General features: G+C 38.6%; 19 protein-coding genes and 2 pseudogenes. 17 read left to right on the top strand and 4 right to left on the bottom strand.

The annotated features are described in order from the left end of the window. The first annotated feature begins 2 nt into the window (after positions 1-2). From HFP47_RS05460 to HFP47_RS05445, 4 genes are all read left to right on the top strand, one after another. Positions 3-530 carry a hypothetical protein gene (locus tag HFP47_RS05460; protein ID WP_036091481.1) on the top strand — a complete coding sequence of 176 codons (528 nt, stop codon included), beginning with the start codon at positions 3-5 and terminating at the stop codon, positions 528-530. Between the two features lie 14 nt (positions 531-544). Continuing rightward, positions 545-1,738 carry a pyridoxal phosphate-dependent aminotransferase gene (locus HFP47_RS05455; protein ID WP_080987884.1) on the top strand — a complete coding sequence of 398 codons (1,194 nt, stop codon included), beginning with the start codon at positions 545-547 and terminating at the stop codon, positions 1,736-1,738. Positions 1,739-1,745: 7 nt separating this feature from the next. Then, entirely contained in the window at positions 1,746-3,053 is a 1,308-nt protein-coding gene (asnS, locus tag HFP47_RS05450; protein WP_002815061.1) for an asparagine--tRNA ligase, read from the top strand. A 98-nt stretch (positions 3,054-3,151) separates the two neighbouring features. After that, positions 3,152-3,787 (top strand): DnaD domain-containing protein, encoded by a 636-nt coding sequence (locus HFP47_RS05445; protein WP_002815059.1) that lies wholly within the window; start codon positions 3,152-3,154, stop codon positions 3,785-3,787. Here the strand turns inward: HFP47_RS05445 and HFP47_RS05440 are convergent, their stop codons facing one another. Continuing rightward, positions 3,788-4,069: a hypothetical protein gene (locus HFP47_RS05440; RefSeq protein ID WP_002815058.1), complete on the bottom strand. Its 282-nt coding sequence runs from the start codon at positions 4,067-4,069 to the stop codon at positions 3,788-3,790. Positions 4,070-4,091: 22 nt separating this feature from the next. Here HFP47_RS05440 and HFP47_RS05435 point away from each other — a divergent pair, with 22 nt between their 5' ends. From HFP47_RS05435 to HFP47_RS05425, 3 genes are all read left to right on the top strand, one after another. Continuing rightward, positions 4,092-5,225, top strand: a complete 1,134-nt coding sequence (locus tag HFP47_RS05435) for a class I SAM-dependent RNA methyltransferase (RefSeq protein WP_025268228.1) — start codon at positions 4,092-4,094, stop codon at positions 5,223-5,225. A 152-nt stretch (positions 5,226-5,377) separates the two neighbouring features. After that, positions 5,378-6,580 (top strand): aminotransferase class I/II-fold pyridoxal phosphate-dependent enzyme, encoded by a 1,203-nt coding sequence (locus HFP47_RS05430; protein WP_010289224.1) that lies wholly within the window; start codon positions 5,378-5,380, stop codon positions 6,578-6,580. 58 nt (positions 6,581-6,638) lie between these two features. After that, positions 6,639-7,166, top strand: a complete 528-nt coding sequence (locus HFP47_RS05425; RefSeq protein ID WP_080968806.1) for a GNAT family N-acetyltransferase — start codon at positions 6,639-6,641, stop codon at positions 7,164-7,166. Between the two features lie 20 nt (positions 7,167-7,186). On the opposite strand, the gene HFP47_RS05420 is transcribed toward HFP47_RS05425, so the two are convergent. After that, positions 7,187-7,570, bottom strand: coding sequence for a ribonuclease HI family protein (locus HFP47_RS05420; protein ID WP_002815051.1), 384 nt, complete (start codon positions 7,568-7,570; stop codon positions 7,187-7,189). 184 nt (positions 7,571-7,754) lie between these two features. Here HFP47_RS05420 and HFP47_RS05415 point away from each other — a divergent pair, with 184 nt between their 5' ends. The 6 genes from HFP47_RS05415 to HFP47_RS05390 all read left to right on the top strand — a co-directional run bounded on the left by HFP47_RS05415 (position 7,755) and on the right by HFP47_RS05390 (position 13,571). Next, complete coding sequence (locus HFP47_RS05415; protein ID WP_014324899.1) at positions 7,755-8,144, top strand: EbsA family protein; 390 nt, start codon at positions 7,755-7,757, stop codon at positions 8,142-8,144. Continuing rightward, positions 8,134-9,072, top strand: coding sequence for an RluA family pseudouridine synthase (locus tag HFP47_RS05410; protein ID WP_011680068.1), 939 nt, complete (start codon positions 8,134-8,136; stop codon positions 9,070-9,072). Before HFP47_RS05415 ends, HFP47_RS05410 begins: the two co-directional genes overlap by 11 nt. Beyond that, a complete protein-coding gene (gene pyrR, locus HFP47_RS05405) occupies positions 9,062-9,589 on the top strand; it encodes a bifunctional pyr operon transcriptional regulator/uracil phosphoribosyltransferase PyrR (protein ID WP_011680067.1) in 528 nt (175 codons plus the stop codon). Before HFP47_RS05410 ends, pyrR begins: the two co-directional genes overlap by 11 nt. A 125-nt stretch (positions 9,590-9,714) precedes the next feature. Continuing rightward, a complete protein-coding gene (locus HFP47_RS05400; protein WP_011680066.1) occupies positions 9,715-10,794 on the top strand; it encodes a carbamoyl phosphate synthase small subunit in 1,080 nt (359 codons plus the stop codon). Next, positions 10,775-13,276, top strand: coding sequence for an ATP-grasp domain-containing protein (locus tag HFP47_RS05395; RefSeq protein WP_179876177.1), 2,502 nt, complete (start codon positions 10,775-10,777; stop codon positions 13,274-13,276). The genes HFP47_RS05400 and HFP47_RS05395 overlap by 20 nt, the downstream gene beginning before the upstream one ends. Beyond that, complete coding sequence (locus HFP47_RS05390) at positions 13,269-13,571, top strand: hypothetical protein (protein WP_011680064.1); 303 nt, start codon at positions 13,269-13,271, stop codon at positions 13,569-13,571. The genes HFP47_RS05395 and HFP47_RS05390 overlap by 8 nt, the downstream gene beginning before the upstream one ends. Before the next feature lie 20 nt (positions 13,572-13,591). On the opposite strand, the gene HFP47_RS05385 is transcribed toward HFP47_RS05390, so the two are convergent. Next, complete coding sequence (locus tag HFP47_RS05385) at positions 13,592-14,800, bottom strand: multidrug efflux MFS transporter (protein WP_179876176.1); 1,209 nt, start codon at positions 14,798-14,800, stop codon at positions 13,592-13,594. 315 nt (positions 14,801-15,115) lie between these two features. Between HFP47_RS05385 and HFP47_RS05380 the strand changes: the two are divergent. Both HFP47_RS05380 and dtd read left to right on the top strand, forming a co-directional pair. Beyond that, positions 15,116-17,352, top strand: a pseudogene (locus HFP47_RS05380) (bifunctional (p)ppGpp synthetase/guanosine-3',5'-bis(diphosphate) 3'-pyrophosphohydrolase). Between the two features lie 160 nt (positions 17,353-17,512). Further along, positions 17,513-17,962, top strand: a complete 450-nt coding sequence (gene dtd / locus HFP47_RS05375) for a D-aminoacyl-tRNA deacylase (protein ID WP_011680061.1) — start codon at positions 17,513-17,515, stop codon at positions 17,960-17,962. On the opposite strand, the gene plsY is transcribed toward dtd, so the two are convergent. Next, on the bottom strand, positions 17,956-18,570 hold the full coding sequence (plsY, locus tag HFP47_RS05370; protein WP_014324894.1) for a glycerol-3-phosphate 1-O-acyltransferase PlsY: 615 nt from the start codon (positions 18,568-18,570) through the stop codon (positions 17,956-17,958). The two genes, dtd and plsY, sit on opposite strands and share 7 nt — an antisense overlap. Positions 18,571-18,746: 176 nt before the next feature. On the opposite strand from plsY, the gene parE reads away from it, so the two are divergent. Together parE and parC are read left to right on the top strand one after the other, a co-directional pair. Continuing rightward, entirely contained in the window at positions 18,747-20,810 is a 2,064-nt protein-coding gene (gene parE / locus HFP47_RS05365; protein ID WP_050883847.1) for a DNA topoisomerase IV subunit B, read from the top strand. 142 nt (positions 20,811-20,952) lie between these two features. Next, a pseudogene (gene parC, locus HFP47_RS05360) lies at positions 20,953-23,390 on the top strand (DNA topoisomerase IV subunit A). Positions 23,391-23,433: the final 43 nt, after the last annotated feature.

Here is a 23,433-nt window from a genome sequence, read left to right as displayed (position 1 = left end):
AAATGATACAATTTAAAGATGATATTCGAATCCGCCAGCGACATCGCCAAGCGCGCATTCATTGGGCGCACTTCTGGTTCATAGTAATCGGTATTCTGATTATCCTAGCAGCCTTTATTTTGGGGTATTTTTACGTTTCATTAGCTCCAATGCGCCAGGCAGAAAATCGAGTTGAAAAATTAGTACGTGAAAAAACAAGCATTGCAACAGTAACACAAGTATCTGTTAATTATCGAAAGACGACCACTTATGCTGTTCTAGGGCAAACAACGACTGGCACTCAAAAAGTTGCAATTGTTCGCAATAATAAAATAAAAACATATAATCGTTCATCAGGAATGACAGATAGTCAGCTCAAAAAACTGATAACTAACAAATACAAGCCAAAAAAGTTATATTCAGCTAATATTAGTGAATACCAAGGTGTATTAGTTTGGGAGATTAGTTATAAAGGGCAGGACAATAAACTAAATTATTTAACATTAGACTTTAAATCAGGAAAGACGTATCGTGCCATTTCAGGTATGTAAGAGGTAACTATAAAGTGAAGACTTTTTCGAATCGTGTGAATGCTATAACTGCTTCTCCAACGTTAGCTATGAACGGCCTTGCTAAACAAATGCAAGAAGAGGGTATTGATGTCATTAATTTAGGCGTAGGTGAGCCTGATTTTCAAACACCTAAAAATATTTCTGACGCAGCTATTGAAGCGATTCAAGCACAAAAAACAAGTTTTTATACACCAGCCAGTGGTTTACCTGCCTTGAAGCAGGCGATTGTTGAAAATGTCAGTCAGCGATATGAAGCAGCTATTACTACTCAAAATGTTTCCGTAACGACAGGAGCAAAATTATCACTGTATGTATTGATGCAAGTTTTACTAAATCCTGGTGACACAGTTGTTACTGCTGCTCCGGAGTGGGTGAGTTATGTTGAACAAATCAAGCTAGCTGGTGGTGAACTGATAGAGGTTCATTCGGAAAGCTCGTCGATGAAGTTAACCATTTCAGATTTGGACAAAATTAAAGAAACGGTCAAGTTGGTTATTGTCAATTCTCCTACCAATCCAACTGGGCAAGTATATAGTAAACAAGAAATTCAAGATATCCTAGATTGGTCAAATACACATGGGGTCTATGTTATTTTAGACGAAATATATGGTCAACTTGTTTATAATGGTGCTGAGTTTACATCTGGGTTGCAGTTACAACATCTTGAAAATAGTGCTATGATTATTGTGGATGGTGTGTCTAAGGCATACTCAATGACAGGATGGCGTATAGGTTGGACTTTAGCGAGTTCAGAAATTATTTCGGCGATGAATAAGTTATTGGGACACATGACTTCCAATCCAACAGTAGCGGCTCAATATGCAGCAATTGAGGCATTGAATGGGGAGCAAGACACTGTTGAAAACATGCGTCAGGCGTTTGAACAACGGTTAAATACGACTTTTGAGGCAATAAACAAAATTAATGGCGTACACGTTGATGTAAAGCCGCAAGGTGCCTTTTATTTATTTCCACAAGTTGATGAAAAATTAATGAAACTTGTTGGCGTAAGTAATACTGTTGAATTATCAACGAAAATTTTGGAAGAAGCACATGTTGCTTTGCCTGCCGGTGAGGGATTCGGCATGCCAGGATATCTGCGTTTGAGTTATGCTAAAGACCAAGATACCCTTAATGAAGCAGTTTTACGTTTGACGCAATTCTTTAAAAAATATACGAAAGATTAATATAGTGATGACTGAAGAAATACCTAAAATTAAGATTATTGATGCAAAAAACTTTGTTGGAAAGACAGTGACTATTGGGGCTTGGCTCCGTCAAAAGCGTGGTAGTGGCAAAATTGCATTCTTACAATTACGTGATGGCACAGCCTTCTTCCAAGGGGTTGTTGCTAAAGCTGACGTGTCAGAAGAAGTGTTTGAAACTGCTAAAAGTTTGAAGCAAGAAACTAGTATTTATGTTACTGGTGAAATTCATGAAGATGCTCGTTCATCTTTCGGTTATGAAATGGCTGTTTCCGATATTAAAGTAATTGGTGAAAGCCATGACTATCCAATTACACCTAAAGAGCATGGAACTGAATTTCTGTTTGACGAACGTCATTTGTACTTACGGCATCTGAAGCCGTTTGCTACTCTAAAAATTCGTAATACACTTGTTGCAGCAACATACGAGTTCTTTAACAAAGAAGGCTTTACGAAATTAGATGCTCCTGTGCTGACTGGATCTGCCCCAGAAGGAACGACTGAATTATTTGAAACGGATTATTTTGGCGAACCAGCATTCTTGTCGCAAACTGGTCAATTGTATGCTGAAGCTGGTGCAATGGCGTTTGGTAAAGTATTTACATTTGGGCCAACATTTCGCGCAGAAAAATCTAAGACGAGACGTCATTTGACTGAGTTTTGGATGATTGAGCCTGAAATGGCTTTTATGGATCAAGAGGAAAGTTTGAAACTCCAAGAACGTTATATTGCTTTCTTGATCTCAAAGGTACTCGAGAATAATGATCAAGAACTTGACATTCTCAAGCGTGACAAAGACCTACTTCGTTCATATACGCAGTTACCATATCCACGTGTGAGCTATGATGATGCAGTCAAATTATTACAAGATAATGATTTTGATGTGGAGTGGGGTGTTGATTTTGGTTCACCCGAAGAAACGTTCTTGGCTAATCATTTTGCTAAACCCGTGTTTATTGTTAACTTTCCAAAAGCAATTAAGCCATTCTACATGAAGCGCCATAAAACACGAGACGACATTGTTGTTTCAGCTGATTTATTAGCTCCGGAAGGTTATGGAGAAATTATAGGTGGATCAGAACGTGATACGGATTATGACTACCTGAAGAATGAAATTGAAAAACTAGGGTTAAACATGGATGAGTATGCTTGGTACCTTGATTTGCGTAAGTACGGTTCAGTGCCACACTCAGGATTTGGCTTGGGCTTAGAACGTATGGTGACATTTGTAACTGGCGAGGAGCATATTCGTGAAGCCATTCCATTTCCACGAATGACCAACCGTTTACGTCCTTAATTATAGTTTTGTATCATAGTATTCTTACTCGAATGTGATACACTATTTATATAAGAAAAACGTCCAATTTATTTGGACGTTTTTAAAACCGAGGAAATATGACGTTAGAAAAAAGATTACAACAGTATATTCAAGCTGGTAACACTGGCGTAAGTAATGACTTATTGTTACATTATCAAGATGTTGGTCTAGATAATGATGATTTAGCATTGTATATGCAGGTGGAGCGTATTCAAGGGCGGGGAGATCAAGCTACACCGGCAGCTATTGCCCAAGTAATGCACACGACCGAAAAAATTGTTATTACGCGTTTGCAGAGTTTGATAAGACGAGATTTGATGCAGGTGGTAGGTGGCAGTATTCAGACTGAAACTTATGATTTTACACCATTATACGAAAAACTATTAGATGGTCAAACTACACAACGGTCGGAAATTGTGTCAGATGGTAAGAGTGCTCGTCGTGAGATTATGCAGACGTTAGAGGCAGAATTTGGGCGTCCGTTATCACCAATGGAAATGCAAACTGTTGGGCATTGGTTCGATCAGGATCACTTTGAGCCAGTGATGATGTTATTGGCCATTCAAGAGGCTGTTGCAAATAATGCCCGTAGTTTGCGTTATATTGAAACAATTTTGGCCAACTGGCAACGTGATAATATTACTACACCACAGGCAGCGCAGGTCTCTAAGCAGCGCAGACGTGGTGTAACATATAACAATATTATTGATTAATTATTTAAAAATAATATTGTATTGATTATCAAGATGAAAACCAAAAATAGGTTGATTATTTTCTGTGAGGAGAATAGTATTTGCCGGTAGTGTACGCAAACGTGCGAATAGTTGTGATAGTGTCATGGCATTAGTCTGATTATTAGCTAGCAATATAATATCCGAATGATTATTTGCATATTTTATTGCTGTCACTGGATTAACAAAGTCCTCAGTTTGTACTAATAATTTTGTATCAAGTGACATATATTGTGTTAAATCTTCTAAATCAGTTAATCTCATACGCTTATTATAAAGGAAAATCATGGAAAAAACATATCATTTAATGGCAACAGCAGCAGCAGGATTGGAATCGCTTGTTGGTAAAGAGCTAGAACGCTTGGGCTATGAACATCAAGTTGAAAATTATCGAGTACGTTTTGATGGTACACAAAAAGATATATTGAATACTAATATTTGGCTTCGTACAGCGGATCGAATTAAAATTATTGTGGGTGAATTTGATGCGACAACATTTGATCAGCTGTTTGAGGGCGTTAAAGCGTTACCATGGGAGGATTATTTGAACTATGATTCAGAATTCCCCGTTGCAGGACGTTCAAAAAAATCTGAGCTATTTAGTGTGCCAGATGTTCAAGCTATCACTAAAAAAGCAATCGTCAATAGATTGCAAGAAGCTTATCATATTCGAACACGTTTGCCTGAAAACGGTTATTTTGCACAACTTGAAGTGATGATTGATAAAGATCACGTTATGGTTACCTTGGATACAACAGGGGAGTCCTTATTTAAGCGTGGCTATCGTGTGAATAAAGGTGGTGCACCATTAAAAGAAAACTTTGCAGCGGCATTAGTTTTGCTAACAAACTGGCACCCGGATCGTCCATTTGTTGACCCAACAACTGGTTCTGGAACGATTGCGATTGAGGCAGCATTAATTGGTCGTAATATCGCACCTGGATTAATTCGTGACTTTGATATTGAGAGCATGGACTGGTTTGATAAAAAATTGTCAGACGAAGTGCGTGATGCGGCTGAAGCGCAAGCTGATTATGACCGTACTCTTGATATTGAAGGGTTTGATATTGACGAAAATATGGTTGATATTGCTAGAGAAAACGCCAAACATGCGGGACTTGGTCAGGATATCACTTTCAAGCAGTTAGCTGCCAAAGACTGGACAACTGATAAACTTAACGGTGTACTGGTGACTAATCCGCCTTATGGTGAACGTTTAGGTGAACTCGAAGCCGCCCGTGAGTTATACGAGCAAATGGGTTCTGTCTATCGTAATCTACCAAGTTGGAGTAAGTATATTTTAACTAGTGACTTGGAGTTTGAAAAATCTTACGGTGAAAAAGCGACAAAACGACGCAAACTATATAATGGGGCATTGCGTGTCGATTACTTCCAGTACTGGGGTAAGCGTGTTAGATAAAAAACAAGGGATCAATGATCTCTTGTTTTTTTATTTTCAGGGTGGCTATTTATGCAATATGACCAATGATAAATTTTTTCTTTGTACAATATTTTCGTGAAAAAATAATTCATCATTGTTAGAATAAAGCAACAATGAAATGAGGATTCAATATGATTAAGTCAAAGTTAGAACAAGTCGGTATTTTTAATGATAATTTAGATAAAGTAAAGCCTAGCCCAATCCATTCATTCGACGAAAAAGTTAGTGATATTCCCAATATTCTGAAACTAACAATTGGTGAGCCAGATTTTTCAGTTCCCCAGCATATTAAAGAAGCTGCTTTAGCTGCAATTAGTGCAGATGATTCACACTATTCAGTTTCAGCAGGAAAGAAAACACTACGTCAAGCAGCTAGTGACTTTTTAAATGATCGTTATGGGCTTGATTTTGACCCAGCTGAAGAAATCATTACCACAGTTGGTGCCACAGAAGGTCTTTATACATTATTGGCAGCAATTTTGAATCCTGATGATAAGGTTCTGATCCCGACGCCCGCTTACCCAGTGTATGCTGAAATGACACGCATTAATGGCGGACACCCAGTATTTATTGACGTTTCGGAAGACGAATTCGTATTAACGCCAGATCATTTACGCGAAATCATTGCTACCGAAGATCATATCAAAGCAATTATTATCACCAATCCTTCTAATCCAACTGGCGTGACTTACACAGCAGAACAGTTGAAAGCTTTAGCAGACGTGGTACGAGAAACAGATATTTTAATCATTTCAGACGAAATCTATTCTGAATTGAGCTATGATGCACCTCATGTTTCAATGGCAAGCATTTTACCAGAACAAACAATTGTTGTTAATGGCGTATCAAAGTCCCATGCCATGACGGGCTATCGAATCGGTATTTTGGCGGGTCCTGCGGCATTAATGAAGAAAATTAATATGGTGCATGGTTTTGTCATAATGACACCTTCAAATCCTGCAATGGCAGCGGCTACTGAAGCATTTAAAAGTGCTGAAAGTAAGGACGATACATTATGGATGAAAGAGCAATATAAAAAACGACGTGACTACTTAGTTGAAAAAATGACAAAACTAGGTTTTGAAATGGCAACACCAAGCGGCGCATTTTATATGTTTGCTAAAATACCTGTAGATTTAAATCAAAATGACGTGGAGTTTGCTTATGACCTGGTAGATAGGCAACAATTGGCAGTCGTTCCTGGATCTGGATTTGGACCAGGTGGTGCAGGATATGTACGAATTAGTTATGCGGCATCTCTGGACATGCTAGAGACAGCTATGAATCGTTTGGAAAGTTACTGTGAAGAAAAGAGAACGGTAAAAATTTTATGATTGTCCTATTATAATTTTTATGATAAAATAAATTATTTCTAATTATAAGGACGGGAATATGACATCAGTTTATATGCGACGGGCGCATGAGGAGGATATAAAATCAATTGTATCAATCATCAATAATGCCCGTTATTACCTGAAAGAACAAGGGCTTTCACAGTGGCAATCGGGATATCCTAATCAAGATACGATTGAGGAAGACTTAGTATTGCAAAGAGGATTCGTGTTGGTTGTGGATCATCAAGTTGCGGGATATACAGCAATATTAGCAGGTGAAGACCCGATATATACGCTGATAGAGGACGGTCAATGGCTAAATGATGAAACAGATTACATTGGCATTCATCGCTTTGCTATCCTTGATAAGTACCGGGGGCAAAAACTGGCGCAGCGATTCATGACTGCTATTTTGACATTTTTCTATGAAAACGGTACAAGCGATTTTCGAATTGATACTCATCCAGGTAACTTGCCAATGCAAGCTGTTATCACGGGTAATGGATTTGATAAGCGTGGCATTGTGCACATTAATGAGGGAGAAGAAATTAATGGTGTTCGGTGGGCGTACCAACTTGTATTGTAAACAATTAAAAAACGCGAACTTTAATGGTTCGCGTTTTTTAATGCTTGCAAAGCTAAATTATGAGCTCCTCGATTTTCTTTTTCTGGAACCCAATTGATCAAAACTAGAGGGTATGGTGTTAATTGTAGATTGATTTCATCAACAAGCCCTTGGTAGTGTTTTGCATAAGATTTATGCAAGGCATCAGTTACGATTTTTGAATCACTATATATTTGTACATTTTCATTGCTAGGTAGGTACTTTAATGCCCAAAGAACTGCCAAAAATTCAGCCTCATGATTATTAACAGTCTCTCTCAAGGCTGTTTTTAGCTGTTTTTGTACTTTATCAATAATTAAAACTGCGCCAGCTGACGAACGACCAGTGGATACGTCACGTGCTGCGTCAACATATAGTGTAATCATATAAGTTTCCTTTTAATTGAACGTATACCGAAAGTATAACAAATTTTGTTGAAATATTATATGTTGTCGTCGAATAATACATTGAGGATAATAAGCTATGCATTGTTAGCAGTAACTTTTTACATTCCTTTAATTGAAATCTGGTAAAATATTAGTTGAATACGTTTACAGAAAAGGGCAACACATGATACCAAGACGCGGTTTTTTTCAACCACTGGATTCAACAGGTACAATTAGTTGGTTGTGGTGGGGTATATTTTTTATGGGCAGTATTGTCGTTTGGGATGAAATGAGTTTCAAACTTGAAATCCTACCAATTTTGTTTATTATGGTGATGATTTTATTAGGCGTACTATTAGTCGTTCGTCGACGTGTTTACATCGCTGGGCCTAATCTTTTTTTGGGCCGGGTGTTATTATCAGAGTATGAAAAAATTTCTTTGAAAGATATTGAACATTGGCAGTTGAATGGTCATGTTTTATCATTTGTTCGTGCTGACCGAGAACGAAAATATTATCTTACAAAAAACATTGTGCAACAAATTAAGGATTACATGGATACTGATGGCAAATAAAATATTAATTCATATAACAGATCAAGCTGGGCGTGTTGATGCTGTGTTATCGAAAGAAAATCTGAGTTACTCACGTACCACACTCTCAAATTGGCTAGTGGATGGTACGATTTTAGTTAATAATCATAAAGTAAAACGCTCATATAAAGTTGTCAGTGGAGATACAATATCTATTACTCCACCTGAGACTCAAGAAACAAAGATCGAAGCTGAAAACATTCCGCTTGATATTATTTATGAAGATGATGATATTATTGTTGTAAATAAGCCACAAGGAATGGTCGTGCACCCTGCTGCAGGACATAGTTCTGGTACATTGGTGAACGCATTACTTCATCATTCACCATTGTCAACCATCAATGGTGAATTCCGACCTGGAATAGTACATCGCATTGATCGTGATACCAGCGGCCTACTAATGGTCGCAAAAAACGATAAGGCTCATCGTTCACTATCTGAACAGTTAAAATCTCATAAAAATCAGCGCGTGTATTACGCGCTAGTCCGTGGTGAATTTACGGAAGATTCAGGAACAATTGAAGCTCCGATTGGACGTCATAAAATTGATCGAAAAAAACAAGCAGTTATTGAAGGCGGACGTGAGGCTGTCACGCATTTTCGTGTCTTAAAACGATATGTTGGTTATACGCTGTTAAAAGTGAGTTTAGAAACTGGCAGAACGCACCAAATAAGGGTGCATATGAGTTACATTGGTCATCCAGTTGTTGGGGATCCGGTATACGGCACGGCACAGAAGCTAGATGGTACACAGTTGAATGGGCAATTATTGCATGCTAAGACACTGACTTTAGAGCAACCTACAACAGGCGATGAACTGTCATTTGACAGTCCATTACCAGATTACTTTCAGTTTGCTTTATCAACATTAACACCGATTAATAGAGAGGAAGATGAATATGCCAAATAAAGAAGTTTTAGATAATGCCTCATTACAGCGCGCGTTAACTCGTATTACATACGAGATAATTGAGCGTAATAAGGGCGGTAAAAATTTGGTTCTGGTGGGAATCAAAACACGTGGCGAGTATCTTGCACGCCGTATTGCAGATCGTTTAGAACAATTAGAAGGCGTTCAAATTCCGGTCATGGCCATTGACATCACTAACTTTCGGGATGATAAACCTGATCAGCATAACGATTTAGGTTTGAACTCAGAAGAGCGATTGAACATTTCCGAACAGAATATTGTTTTGATTGACGATGTATTGTTTACAGGACGAACTATTCGAGCAGCATTGGATGCACTGATTCATATTGGTCGTCCTAAAACGATTTCACTAGCTGTTTTGGTGGATCGTGGACACAGAGAATTGCCTATTCGAGCAGACTTTGTTGGAAAAAATATTCCCACCGCACAGAATGAAAAGATTAAAGTCTTTGTGCAAGAAATTGATGGAAAAGATGCAGTTGAAATTGTTCATTAATAACTTTTTGGTGGCTAAGGATCAATTGATATATTTGTGGGGAAGTAGATAACAGATAATCTGTTACTTTAATGCTGTATACAATACTGTCTATTTGTATACAGCAGTTTGGAGAATTATAGCTTATGATTAGACATTTAATCCTAGAAGATGGCACGGTTTTTGAGGGCCTTGGCTTTGGTGCACCTGCCACCACTTTTGGGGAAATCATTTTTCATACGGCCATGACTGGTTATCAAGAAATTATCACAGATCCAATTTACGATGGGCAAATGATTGTCTTTTCGATGCCTGTTATCGGGGCAGCGGGTATTCATGCTGAGGCTTATGAATCAGTGAAACCAATGATAAGAGGAATGATCGTACATGATTTGGCTGAGGTATCAGTTAATCGGCAACGTCGTATGAATTTAGATCGTTTTCTGAAGCAACACAATATTCCTGGATTGTATCAAGTTGATACACGAAAATTGATCAGACATTTGCGAGAAACTGGGCCACAAAAAGCTACAATTGTTGACTACGCTGATGATCACGCAGTAGATCAATTAGTAGCGACAGTTTTAACAAATAAACAAGTCCAAAATACAGCGACCTCTAAGCCATATGCTAATCCCGGGCGTGGTCGTCATATTGTAGTAATAGATTTCGGTTTAAAACATGGTATTCTTCGCATGTTAGGGGATTACGATGCCAATGTTTCCGTTTTACCATATACAACAAGTGTTGATGAAGTATTAACCTTAGATCCAGATGGCATTATCCTATCTACAGGCCCTGGCGATCCGCGCTCACTGCCAGAAAGTGTTCTTACGTTGATCAGAGTATTGCAAACAAAGGCGCCGTTACTGGGTATTGGCTTGGGCCATGAATTATTTGCTTTAGCCAATGATGCAACACTGGTGGCACTCCCATCTGAACATCACGGCATGAACCATCCTATTCAAGAAATTATTTCTAGGCAAATTTTTTATGCAATGCAGGGCCAAGGGTATGCGGTTGACGAAGAATTACTTGACCATAAGAAATTATTTGTTACCTATCGTGATTTAGTAGATGGTGCTGTACAGGGACTGCGTCACCGTGATTATCCAGCTTTTAGTGTACAGTTTTTCCCAGATGCCGCTCCAGGACCATATGAAGCGACAGCAGTATTTGCAGATTTTTTTGAAACGGTAGAAGATTATGTCGAACATCACAGCTAAAAATATTTTATTCATTGGTGCGGGATCAAATGATTTTGGTCTTGAATCGGAGCATGATGCAGCCATTTATCAGGTCATGCCCGAATTAAAGGGACATGGTATTAATGTCTTTCTAATTGACGAAAACCCTTACGCATTGTCTCTAGAAAGTTTAGCGGCTGAAACAATTTGGAAGCCTTTGACAGTTGAAAACGTTAAACAGGTTATTAAGCATAACCATATTGACACGGTGCTACCACTTTTTGGTGGCGTGCGCGCGGTAAGGTTATGGGCAGATGTTGTGCAATCATGGGAGCATGGGGACGGTTTAGTACCTCAAACTCTTGGCTTGAGCATTGATATGTTACTAAGGATTAATAATCTGGCTGATTTTACGAAATTTATGGCAGAAGCTGGTTTACCAGTTATCACAAGCCATGTTGTCAAAGCGCAAGACGATGCAAACGAATTGTTACGTGAGCTTCAGGTCCCATTAATGATTAGATCTCTGCATCCAAAAAATACTAATACACGTCAGATGGTTGAGCGGTTAGATGAATTTGAAGAAGCAATTGATAATGCCAAAACACAGTCAATGACGCAAGAAATCATTATTTCTAAAGCCATAAATGGTTTGAAAGAAATTGGAATGGAAGTGTTACGAGATTTTCGCGGGAACAAGATGAAAATCGGTGCCAGTGAGGATATGGATCCAATTGGTATTCATACTGCTGATTCATTAAGTGTGTCACCAACATTAACGATTCAAGACCAAATTTTGGAAAAAATGAGGATGTATGCCTTCCAAGTTGCTGATTTATTAGAATTACAAGGTGTAATGCACGTTCAATTTGCCTTTGACGATACAACAGGTGCTATTTATATCATTAAGGTTTCACCCTATATTGATCAAATGTCTAGTCGTATGGCGCTTGTAACTGGATATCCAGTAATGCTAGTAGCCATTAACTTGGCGATGGGTATTGCGTTAGAAGACATTGTGCTTTCACACGATTTTGGTCAAAAAATGGCTATGATGGAACCGATGATGGATCATATCACGGTAAAGTTGCCAATTTTTCCATTCGGTGAGTTAGAGGAATCCAATGTTTCGGTGAATCGACAGCTGAATAGTATACAAAAGTCTGTTGGCTCGACGATTGGGTTTGGGCGTACATTCATTGAGGCTCTCGAAAAAGCCATTCGATCGGCACATTTTAACAATGCCACATTTTCACCAACAAATATGGCACATGTTAGTGATGACGCATTAATCCAGCAGCTAATTCATCCTGAAGATAATCGTGTGTTGCTACTCATTGAAGCCATAAAACGTGGTTACGAAATTGACGAGTTAGCCGAATTAACAAATATTGACGAATTTTACTTTTATCAATTAAGGCATCTATTGCAATTAGAACTTGAGATTGAAAAAGATGTAGACAGTATCGTGTCATTGCGGCGTGGTAAAAGGTATGGCTTATCAGATGGTCTAATTGCTCTTTTTTGGGATACCGATTTTAAAATTATTCGAGCCTTAACAAAGGAACACAACATTGACCCAACTTATAAAGCTTTAGAACCATCGGCCGGTGAGTTTCCAGAGAACGCACGTCAATATTACTCGACTTACGAAGAAGAAAATGAATCTGAACAGGTCAGCGATAATACTGTTCTGGTCATCGGTAGTGGTGCCTTTAGATTAGGGGATGCTGCATCTGGTGGTTATGCGACAACTGTTGTGTTATCTGAACTACGACGTCTGCAGTACCATACTGTAATTATGAATAATAACTCTAGTGATGCAACGCTGATGCAAAATTTGGCTGATAAGCAATATTTGGAGCCATTGGAAATTTCAGACGTCATGAAGGTTGTTGAACTTGAAAATCCGATAGCCATAATTGTTCCAGGGAATCGACGTAAGTTAATTACGGCATTACGCGAACTCAATCAGAACGTGTTGATTTTGCCAAAGGAAAAGCATACACCAAGTGGACCGGAAACAACACAAACTGAATTTGCCTTAAACGTATTTTCTGATGGGCATCAAATTTATCCAATTAACATCACCCAACACATGGTCGGTGAAATGCGAATTGTGCCACAAATTGTTGATTTGCCAAAAGAGCTAACACAAACACATTTGGAAAATCCAGGCGTGTACCAGGTAATATGGTGTCAAAATGGTAATGACTGGGTAGATCATGTTGAAGTCTCAAACATCAGTTATGATACATGGTTACGTCCTATGCCATTTGGACAAGTTGCCTTTATAAGCAAAGTAATGCAGGTTCAGTGGCTACGTATGACAGTTCGATCATTGTTAGATCGGATGACGGAGCAAGATAGAAAGTTATTGGATAATGTTAATAAATTGACACTACAAACAGATGTCCGCTTAGTGGCTTCCAATATTGATTATGAGCTCCACTTGCAACCCACAGAGCCTATTGACGGTACAAGATTTGAATTAGGGGTGGGCATCAAATATTATGAGTAAAGACAAGTATGAAACACATCTGTTTACAGGTATTGTAGTTGAGCAGGATCTGTCAGGAAACTATGTTCCTAAAGATGGCGCAACTTTGCACAGGTGGCGAACTGGAAAACATACAAAAGGAAAGTACAAACATACTGGGCAAGTATTTTTGACAGAAAATAATCAAAGTGTTGCTGTACTATCACAAGAAAAATTATCTTTTAATAAGCGCCATGATTATGTGCCGCTACAAAGATGGACAGAAGCAACTGTTGACTTGAGAAAACTTGAAGCATACAAAAAGGATGAATCATAAAGTTCATCCTTTTTGTATGCTTATTTTCTCAAAGATTTGGTGTTAAAGTTAAACAGGATAGCATTCAATACAATTAACAAAGCACTGAAAATAAAAATACCTCGATAATCAAATACACTGGCTACTAGGGCACCAAACATTGGACCCATGACACTTCCGATTGATTGGAAACTTTGATTATAGCTGAAGATTCGGCCAGTCATTGCTGAGGGTGAGTTTTTAGATAGCAAGGTCTGCACAGCTGGTAACATGGTGGCATCACTAATACCAATAATAAATCGAAATACCATTAGCATGAAGACACTTGTTACAAATGCGGTTGGGACTAATGCAGCGATAGCAATACAAAAACCAATTTTTATCATTCTGTGTGTACCCACGCGGTCACCAATTTTTCCAAACTGTGGCGCTGCAAAAACTGTTGCTATACCAGGCATTGCTGCCACGACACCGGCGAGAAAGGTAGTGTTGTTACTGTTGTTTGTTAACTCACGGACAAACAAACTGATAATAGGATTGATGGAAGTATTGACCGTTTGTACTAACATTGTCGTAATGAATAGCCCAAAAATTAATTGTTTGTTGGGGAGTGCGTGCCAGAGCTCAGTTGTTGATGTGGGACTTGAATCGGTATTGGTTACGTGAGGTTCTTCTTTAACAAAAAACATGGTCAGTATGAATACTAAAAATAAAATAATACCGGTGATATGAAAAGACATACGATATGAAACGACTGAAGCTAAAGTACCACCAAATAGTGGACCAAGTAAATTACCAGCTGTCATACCAGTTACCAAGATGCCAAGTGCGTGGCCGGCGTGTTCTTTTGGGGTCTGCGTAGCGATTAGGGCATTTGAATTGGAAATATAGCCGCCTGTGGCACCTTGAAGGGCACGAAGAATGAATAATTGCCAAACATTAGTGACATACCCCATTAAAAATAGGACAATCGCCATACCAAGTGCAGCACGAAGCATCATTAATTTGCGACCTTTTCTATCAGCGAGCTTCCCCCATAAAGGGGACACGATCGCCATAACTAAAAATGACACAGAGAAAATTGCCCCAGAATAAAATGTTAGCTGATTTTTACTAAAATGGCCTAAGGTGTCAATGTACAAAGAAAGAAATGGCATGACTTCACTCAGAGCGATTCCTGTCATAAACACACCAAACCAAAGGACCAATACGTTACGTTTCCAAAGAGATTTTTCTTGATTTTTTGACATGACTAAGCACGTTATCTCCCTATTTTTAAATAATTAAACAAGTAAAGTTTATTATTTAATTTTAGCGCTTATGACTCACTCGTGCACAGATTTAAACGTGGCTTGTGAAAAAATTAAATTTTGCTTATAATGAGAGTACGCATTGTAAAGCGTTAATAAGGTGCAAATCGTTTTGTTAAGTGATTTTGTACTCTCCGGAATCCATGAAGGGAATTGTGTGCGACATCTTTGAAATCAGTGGATCTAGCTTGTTTAAGACAGTAGTGTATCAAACACTGAAACATTGATAAATGGTCACACATTATACGCTAAAATATGGCAAAAACAAAGCATTATACAGGACCGGAAGTCCTCGAGATGGTCGGACAATACATGTCCGAATCAGATACAAAAAATGTTAAAAAGGCCTACGAATGGGCGTCAGAGTTGCACAAGGAGCAGAAACGTAAGTCTGGGGAACCATATATTATTCATCCAATTCAAGTTGCTGGTATTTTGGCAGAACTGAAGATGGATACGGCAACGGTTATTTCAGGCTATCTTCATGATGTTGTTGAGGATACGACGGCTACGTTACAGGATGTTCGAGATAATTTTGGAGAAACAATTGCCCAAATTATTGATGGTGTAACGAAAATTAGTAAAATTCAATATCAAAGTTCACAAGAACAGCTTGCAGAAAACCATCGTAAGTTGCTTTTAGCTATGTCAAAAGATATACGTGTGATTATTGTTAAGTTAGCCGACCGTTTGCACAATATGCGCACTTTAGGCGCTTTACGGGAAGAAAAACAAAAGCGCATTGCAAAAGAAACATTGGAAATCTACGCGCCACTGGCTGACCGCCTTGGTATTAGTACGATTAAGTGGGAACTTGAAGACTTATCCTTAAGTTATATTGATCCCGAGCAATATTATCATATTGCTTCACTGATGAATATGAAGCGCGAAGAACGAATTAGCTACGTACAGGAAGCAGTAGACCAGATTAATGGTGCGATAAAAGATCTTGAATTAAGCCATGTTGATGTGTATGGTCGTCCAAAGCATATTTACTCAATTTATCGAAAAATGGTGGATAAGCATAAGGCTTTTGAAGAAATTTATGATTTATTGGCTGTTCGTGTATTAACGGATTCGATTCCGGACACCTATGCTGTATTAGGAGCAATACACTCAAAATGGACACCGATTCCTGGCCGTTTTAAAGATTATATTGCATTGCCAAAAGCGAACGGATATCAAAGTTTACATACCACAGTTATTGGTCCTGACGGACGTCCATTGGAAGTGCAAATTCGTACGCATCATATGCATGAAGTGGCTGAATATGGAGTAGCTGCACATTGGGCATATAAAAAAATCGGGGCTCAAATAAAGAGGCAAATGTCGATGATAACAGTCAGCAAGCCTTAAATGTCATCCAAGGCATATTAGAACTGCAAGAAAATGCCAAAAATGCCGAAGACTTTATGGATGGTGTAACGGGTGATTTGTTTTCTGATCGTGTTTATGCGTTTACACCTCGTGGTGATGTGTTCGAACTGGCTAAAGGTGCCGGACCGTTGGATATGGCGTTTTCAATCCATACAAATATTGGGATTAAAACAACTGGTGCAAAAATAAATGGTCGAATCGTACCACTGGATTATAAAATAAAAACCGGTGATATTATAGAAATTATCACTTCTGCTAATGCTAAACCAAGCCGTGACTGGTTAGAGATTGTTTCGACACGCCGAGCACGAAACAAAATTAAGCAGTATTTTAAGCAGTTGGATAGAGAAGACAACATCGCCGCAGCGCGTGAATTGTTAGCTAAAAACCTAAGAGACAATAATTTCAATCCTGCTGAGATTCTGACGCCAGAAAATATTCAAGAAACCGCAGACAAGATGCACTATCATACGCCAGATGATATGTTGGCAGCAATAGGATTTGGCGATATTGCCGTACCTGGTGTGGCTAATAAATTAACCGAAAAGATACGAGAGGCTAATGAGGAAGCTGCTACAGCAGAATTACAGCGTGAAATGCTGGAGGAAGGCCACGAAATCACTCGTGATGAAACAGCTTTCACCAAACGACAAAAATCAACGGCTGATGATATTGTTATTGCAGGAGTGGATAATTTATTAGTACGTTTAGGTCGATGTTGTACACCAGTTCCAGGAGACGATGTTAAAGGTTATATCACGAAGGGACGTGGTATTTCTGTTCATCGTGTGGGGTGCCCAAATATTCGAGCCGCTCAACTTCAAGGACAACGTCTTGTGGATGTACAGTGGGAAGATGAAAATGGCTCAAAACCTAATTATGATGCTGATTTGACTGTTCATGGTGAAAACCGCGGTGGATTGCTAAACGATGTACTTCGTAGTGTTAATGGACGAACGCGCTATGTTAATTCTGTTAACGGTCATGTGACAAAAAACGGGATGGCGCAAGTTTCTCTATCAATAGGTGTCAAAAATTCAGAACAGCTGACAGCAATTATGGATTCTCTAAACAATCTACCAGCAGTATACGATGTGGAACGCACATTTCATTAAAATATGTCAAAATATGTTGATAAGCCTCAAATAAAACAATTTTGAGGCTTTTTATGATAAAAATTGTGTTAAAACTGGAAGACGTTTGAAAGTTCTTGATACGATATCGTTTTTCACGTATGATGTTAGCAAGTAAATGTATTTTTAGAATGGAGATAGCATGAAAGTTGTATTGCAACGCGTAAGCAAAGCTAGTGTTAAAATTGACGACCAAGTAAAAGGAGCAATTAACAAAGGATATGTATTGTTAGTTGGCGTTGCTGACGGTGACGAGCAAGCAGATATAGATTATTTAGTTCGGAAAATACATAATTTACGAATTTTTGAAGATGAAAGCGGCCGGATGAATCGTAGTATCGAAGACGTTTCTGGCGCTATTTTATCTATCTCACAATTTACGTTGTTTGCTGATACTAAAAAAGGAAATCGTCCAAGTTTTACCAAGGCAGGGGCACCAGAATTTGCGACTGTTATGTATAATCAATTCAATGCGACATTAAGGGAAAGTGGATTACAGGTTGAAACTGGAGAATTTGGAGCGGATATGCAAGTTAGCTTAACAAACGATGGACCGGTGACAATTTTATTCGATACAAAAAGCGCTCAATGAGCGCTTTTCTTGTGGTTATAATACCAGCCAAATGGTATAGTACTTTCTGTACCATTTCTGATTCGGGAAATATTTGTACGATGGCGGTAGAAAACAAAAATTGTTAATATGGTAGCAACTATCGTTAGTATCCAATCATGATAGTATAGTGATATTAGGACGGCGCATGAGAAACTAATCATAGAGCTCAGAGATACCATTGAACTAATTGATAATAAAATAACGAAAATACTAATAATGATGATGAAAAATATGGGATTATAGGCAAGTAATACACCAGCTGAAGTAGCAACTGCTTTACCACCTTTAAAGCCAATCCAGATGGAGAACGTGTGTCCCAGTATGGCACCAATACCCACTAACATTGGATTAATGCTACTATGGAACAATAAGGGAAGCAAACCTGCTGCCGTACCTTTAAGCATATCAAGTGCCAGCACAGTTATGCCAGCTCGGATACCCAAAACACGGAATGAATTGGTAGTACCAATGTTACCTGACCCCTCATCGCGAATATCTTTATGGTAAAAGATTTTACCTACCCAAAATCCTGGGACTAGAGATCCGATCAAGTAAGAGAGTATAAACATTAATATAGTAGTAAACATAAAAAACCCCTTTAATATAAAAGCAAGTACAAGTTTACCATATATTTAAGTAGTATATGGCATAACTTATTGAAAATAAAATATTGACACTTGTCAGAAACAAGATTTTCATCTATGATAAAATAGATTGACATTAGCGCACGAACACTGGTTCGTGTATCGAAGGATAGATTAATATGCCAGAAAAAAATCATTATGATTCAGATTCAATAAAAATTTTAGAAGGACTTGAGGCCGTTCGTAAACGTCCAGGAATGTATATCGGTTCAACAGATGGTCGTGGTTTGCACCACTTGGTCTATGAAATCGTTGACAATGCTGTCGATGAAGCACTTGGTGGCTATGGAAATGAAATTCGCGTTACGATACATGATAATAACGCTATCACCGTACAAGACTTTGGCCGTGGGATGCCAATTGGCATGCATGAGTCTGGTAAACCCACACCAGAAGTTATTTTAACAGTTTTACATGCCGGCGGAAAGTTTGGGCAGGGTGGCTATGCGACTTCCGGTGGGTTACACGGTGTTGGTTCTTCTGTTGTTAATGCATTGTCGGAGAGCTTAACGGTAACCATTGTTCGCGAAGGCCATAAGTGGCAAGAAGAATTCGTGAATGGTGGTAATCCAGTTGGTACCTTACGAGATTTAGGTAAAACTAAGGAACCAACAGGGACAACGGTTACTTTCAAGCCAGATGCGACAATTTTTAGTGCTACGGTTTATAAATTTGATATTTTAGCAGAACGTTTGCGTGAATCGTCATTCTTAATGAGTGGTGTTAAGTTTACGTTAACCGACGAAAGAGTTGATCCAGTTCGTGTTGAAAAATATCATTATGAAAAAGGTCTTGAAGCGTTTGTTGGTTTTCTGAATGAAGACAAAGAAACTATCGGACCAGTTATGACCTTTGAGGGTGAACAAGAGAGTATTGTTGTTGATGTTGCAGCGCAGTACAATGATGGTTACTCTGAAACACTTCTTTCATTTGTTAACAATGTCCGTACACAGGATGGTGGAACCCACGAAGTCGGTTTCCGAACTGCGTGGACAAAGGCTTTTAATGAATATGCACGAAAAGTCAACTTACTAAAAGATAAAGATAAAAACTTAGAAGGCACGGATGTCCGTGAAGGATTATCAGCTGTTATTTCATTGCGTGTTCCAGAACAGTTTTTGCAGTTTGAAGGACAGACCAAAGATAAACTAGGAACGCCAGAGGCACGTGGTATTGTTGACTCTGTGGTTAATGAAACTCTTGGACGCTTCTTAATGGAAAATGGTGACTTCGGACAAAACTTAATCCGTAAGGCACTTCGCGCGCGCGAAGCTCGAGAAGCAGCTCGTCGCGCCCGCGACGAAAGTCGCACTGGTAAAACTAAAGGGGCGAAAGATCGTCTGCTTTCCGGGAAGCTAGCACCTGCCCAATCTAAAAATGCTGATAAAAATGAGCTCTTTCTAGTCGAGGGTGATTCAGCCGGGGGCTCTGCAAAGCAAGGTCGTGACCGTAAGTTCCAAGCCATTTTGCCGCTACGTGGAAAAGTACTAAACACTGAAAAAGCTAAGTTAGCAGATATTTTAAAAAACGAAGAAATATCAACATTGATTTATGCTATTGGTGGCGGTGTTGGAACTGATTTTAAAGTTGAAGATGCTTCATTTAACAAAATTATCATTATGACAGATGCCGATGATGATGGCGCGCACATTCAAACCCTACTACTAACATTCTTTTATAAGTATATGCGGCCATTAATTGAAGCTGGGCGTGTCTACATAGCCTTACCACCATTATACCGCGTCAAGTACTCTTCCAAGAAAATAGAAGATCAATTTGCTTGGACTAATGATGAGTTAGAATCAATTACCAGTCAGAGTGATGCACGTTATGAATTAACACGGTTCAAGGGACTTGGTGAGATGAATGCGCCATTATTATGGGAAACGACAATGGATCCCGAATCAAGAACATTAATACGTGTTAAAATTGATGACGCTGTGTTAGCTGAAAAACGTGTCACTACATTGATGGGTGATAAAGTTGATCCGCGGCGTGAATGGATTGAAGCCAATGTTCACTTTACATTGGATGAAGCCGGGTCAATTCTAGACACAGTTGATGGGGATGACACAAAGTCTAGTGATGTTTTTGAAAAAGCGCGCAATCAAGAAACTGGTACAAAATTTAAAGAACAAAAAAATGTGCCAGTCATTAAGACTTGGCAGAATGGTGACGACTGATTTCACTTGTTACTAGATAAGAATAGCTAGCTATTCAAATTATGGTTAGGTTATTACTTAATATTTTAAATAAAACTTTTTATGACATTTATCTGTAATTAGTAATTTTATAGATGTTTTAATCAAGGAGAACCGCACTTAGATGGCAGATCGTATAACCGAACTCTCACTTGAAGCAGTGATGGGGGAGCGCTTTGGGCGCTATTCAAAATATATAATTCAAGAACGTGCTTTGCCAGACATTCGAGACGGATTGAAGCCAGTGCAACGGCGTATTTTGTTTGCAATGGATCAGGATGGAAACACTTATGATCATCCATATCGTAAATCAGCAAAATCTGTTGGTAACGTAATGGGTAATTTTCATCCGCACGGTGATTCATCAATTTATGAAGCCATGGTACGTTTATCGCAGGATTGGAAAGTTCGTGAGCCGTTGATAGACATGAACGGTAATAATGGTTCAGTGGACAATGATCCGGCTGCAGCAATGCGTTATACTGAAGCGCGATTGTCTAAAATTGCTGGTGAAATGATGGCGGATTTGGGTCAAGAAACCGTGGACATGGTTTTGAACTTTGATGACACAACTTATGAGCCAACAGTTTTACCTTCTCGTATTCCTAGTCTTTTTATTAACGGCGCAACTGGTATTTCGGCGGGATATGCAACAGAAATTCCACCCCATAATTTGAAAGAAATCAATGCCGCATTAATCTACTTACTCGATCATCCAGCCGCTACTTTATCGCAATTAATGCGCTATGTAAAAGGCCCTGATTTTCCGACTGGTGGTATTGTTCAGGGACTTGATGGTATAAAAAAAGCGTACAAAACTGGACGTGGTAAAATCGTTGTTCGTGCTAAGACAGAAATATCTGATCTTCGCGCTGGCAAGAAGAAAATTGAAATTACTGAACTGCCTTATGAGGTTGTTAAGTCAAATTTGGTATCAAAAATTGATGCCATTCGATTAAATAAAGAAGTAACCGGCATTTCAGAAGTCCGCGATGAATCCGATCGCGAGGGAATGTCTATTGTTATTGAATTATCTAAAGAAGCAAATGCCAATGGTATTTTGACTTATTTGTTCAAAAAAACTGATTTGCAGATATCTTATAACTTCAATATGGTTGCTATTCATGATCAACGACCAGTACACGTTGGTTTGAAGGCTGGTTTAGAAGCTTTCCTTTCGTTCCGAAAAGAGGTTGTATTAAAGCGATCAGCATATGAATTGGCTAAAGCACAAGCACGGCAACATATTGTTGAAGGCTTAATCCGCATGCTGTCTATATTGGATGAAGTCGTTGCTACCATTCGAGCATCTAAGAATCGTAAAGACGCTACACAAAACTTAATTAATCGTTTTGAGTTTACACAAGCACAAGCTGAAGCCATTGTCACGTTGCAATTGTATCGATTGACCAACACAGATGTGACGCAATTAGAAGAAGAATTTTCCCAGTTGAATGATAAAATTAATCGTTTGAACCAAATTATTCACGAAGAGTCAGCATTGAAAGATGTTATTCGCGAAGAAATTAAGGCAATTACTAAGGCCTATTCTTCACCACGTTGCAGTGTTATTGAAGCAGAAGTTGAGAATTTGGTAATTGATACAGCGGTAACGATTGCTGAAGAAGATGTTCAAGTGTTAGTGTCACGTAATGGTTACTATAAGCGTGCATCTTTGCGTTCCTTTAAAGCTTCGGATAATGAAAATGGTCTGGCAGAAGATGATCTAGTTGTTTTCCAAGGAACCCTAAATACGACAAATCATTTGTTTATGTTTACCAACAAGGGAATGTTATTTATCGACCGGTTCATGAACTACCTGATACAAAATGGAAAGATACAGGAGAACATTTTTCACAGCAACTATCGAACTGGGATAAAGACGAAGTGGTGATTAAAGCTATCGCTGTTGATAATCTCGAACAAGGTGGTGCATTTACAATAGTTTCAAATGACGGATTTATTAAACAAACTACTTTAGTAGATATTGTTCCCAAAGCTTATAAAAAGAAATCTTCGATGGCTATTAAGCTTAAAAAAGATGTGAGCTACGTTGTTAATGTTGCGTACTTTCAAGATGTTAAGCGCCAAAATGTGCTATTGTTGTCACATAACGGTGTTGGTTTACGATACGCGATAAAAGAGGTGCCAGAAATTGGTTCCCGTACCTCTGGAGTCAAGGCAATGGACTTACGCGATGATGACACGATTAAAGCTGCCTTGTTTATTACCGATGATAAACAAAGTGTTGCTATTGTTGCTGAAAATGGCGCCTTCAAGTATATGCCAGTATCGTTAATTAACCATTCAAAACGTGGTAATAAAGGTGTTCTCATTTTCACACAAAAGAAAACTGTAGCCTATAAAGTTGCCACAGCGACAATATTTGATAGCAATGTGAAAGCACTTTCTATTTTGACAAAGCGTTATCAAATTCAAGAATTACAATTAAGTGATTATCATGAATCACAACGTATTGGCAATGGACAATATGTCGTTGACACTGATAAAAATGGCGAACCGTGGATTATAAAACCGCTAACAATTTCTGAGACAAAATGATTAATTTTTGTTAAAATAAAAATATAAAATGCTAGGAGATAAA

Source organism: Leuconostoc sp. DB-1, assembly GCF_013414845.1.
Taxonomy (GTDB): domain Bacteria; phylum Bacillota; class Bacilli; order Lactobacillales; family Lactobacillaceae; genus Leuconostoc; species Leuconostoc mesenteroides.
This window is presented reverse-complemented; position numbering and strand designations above follow the sequence as displayed.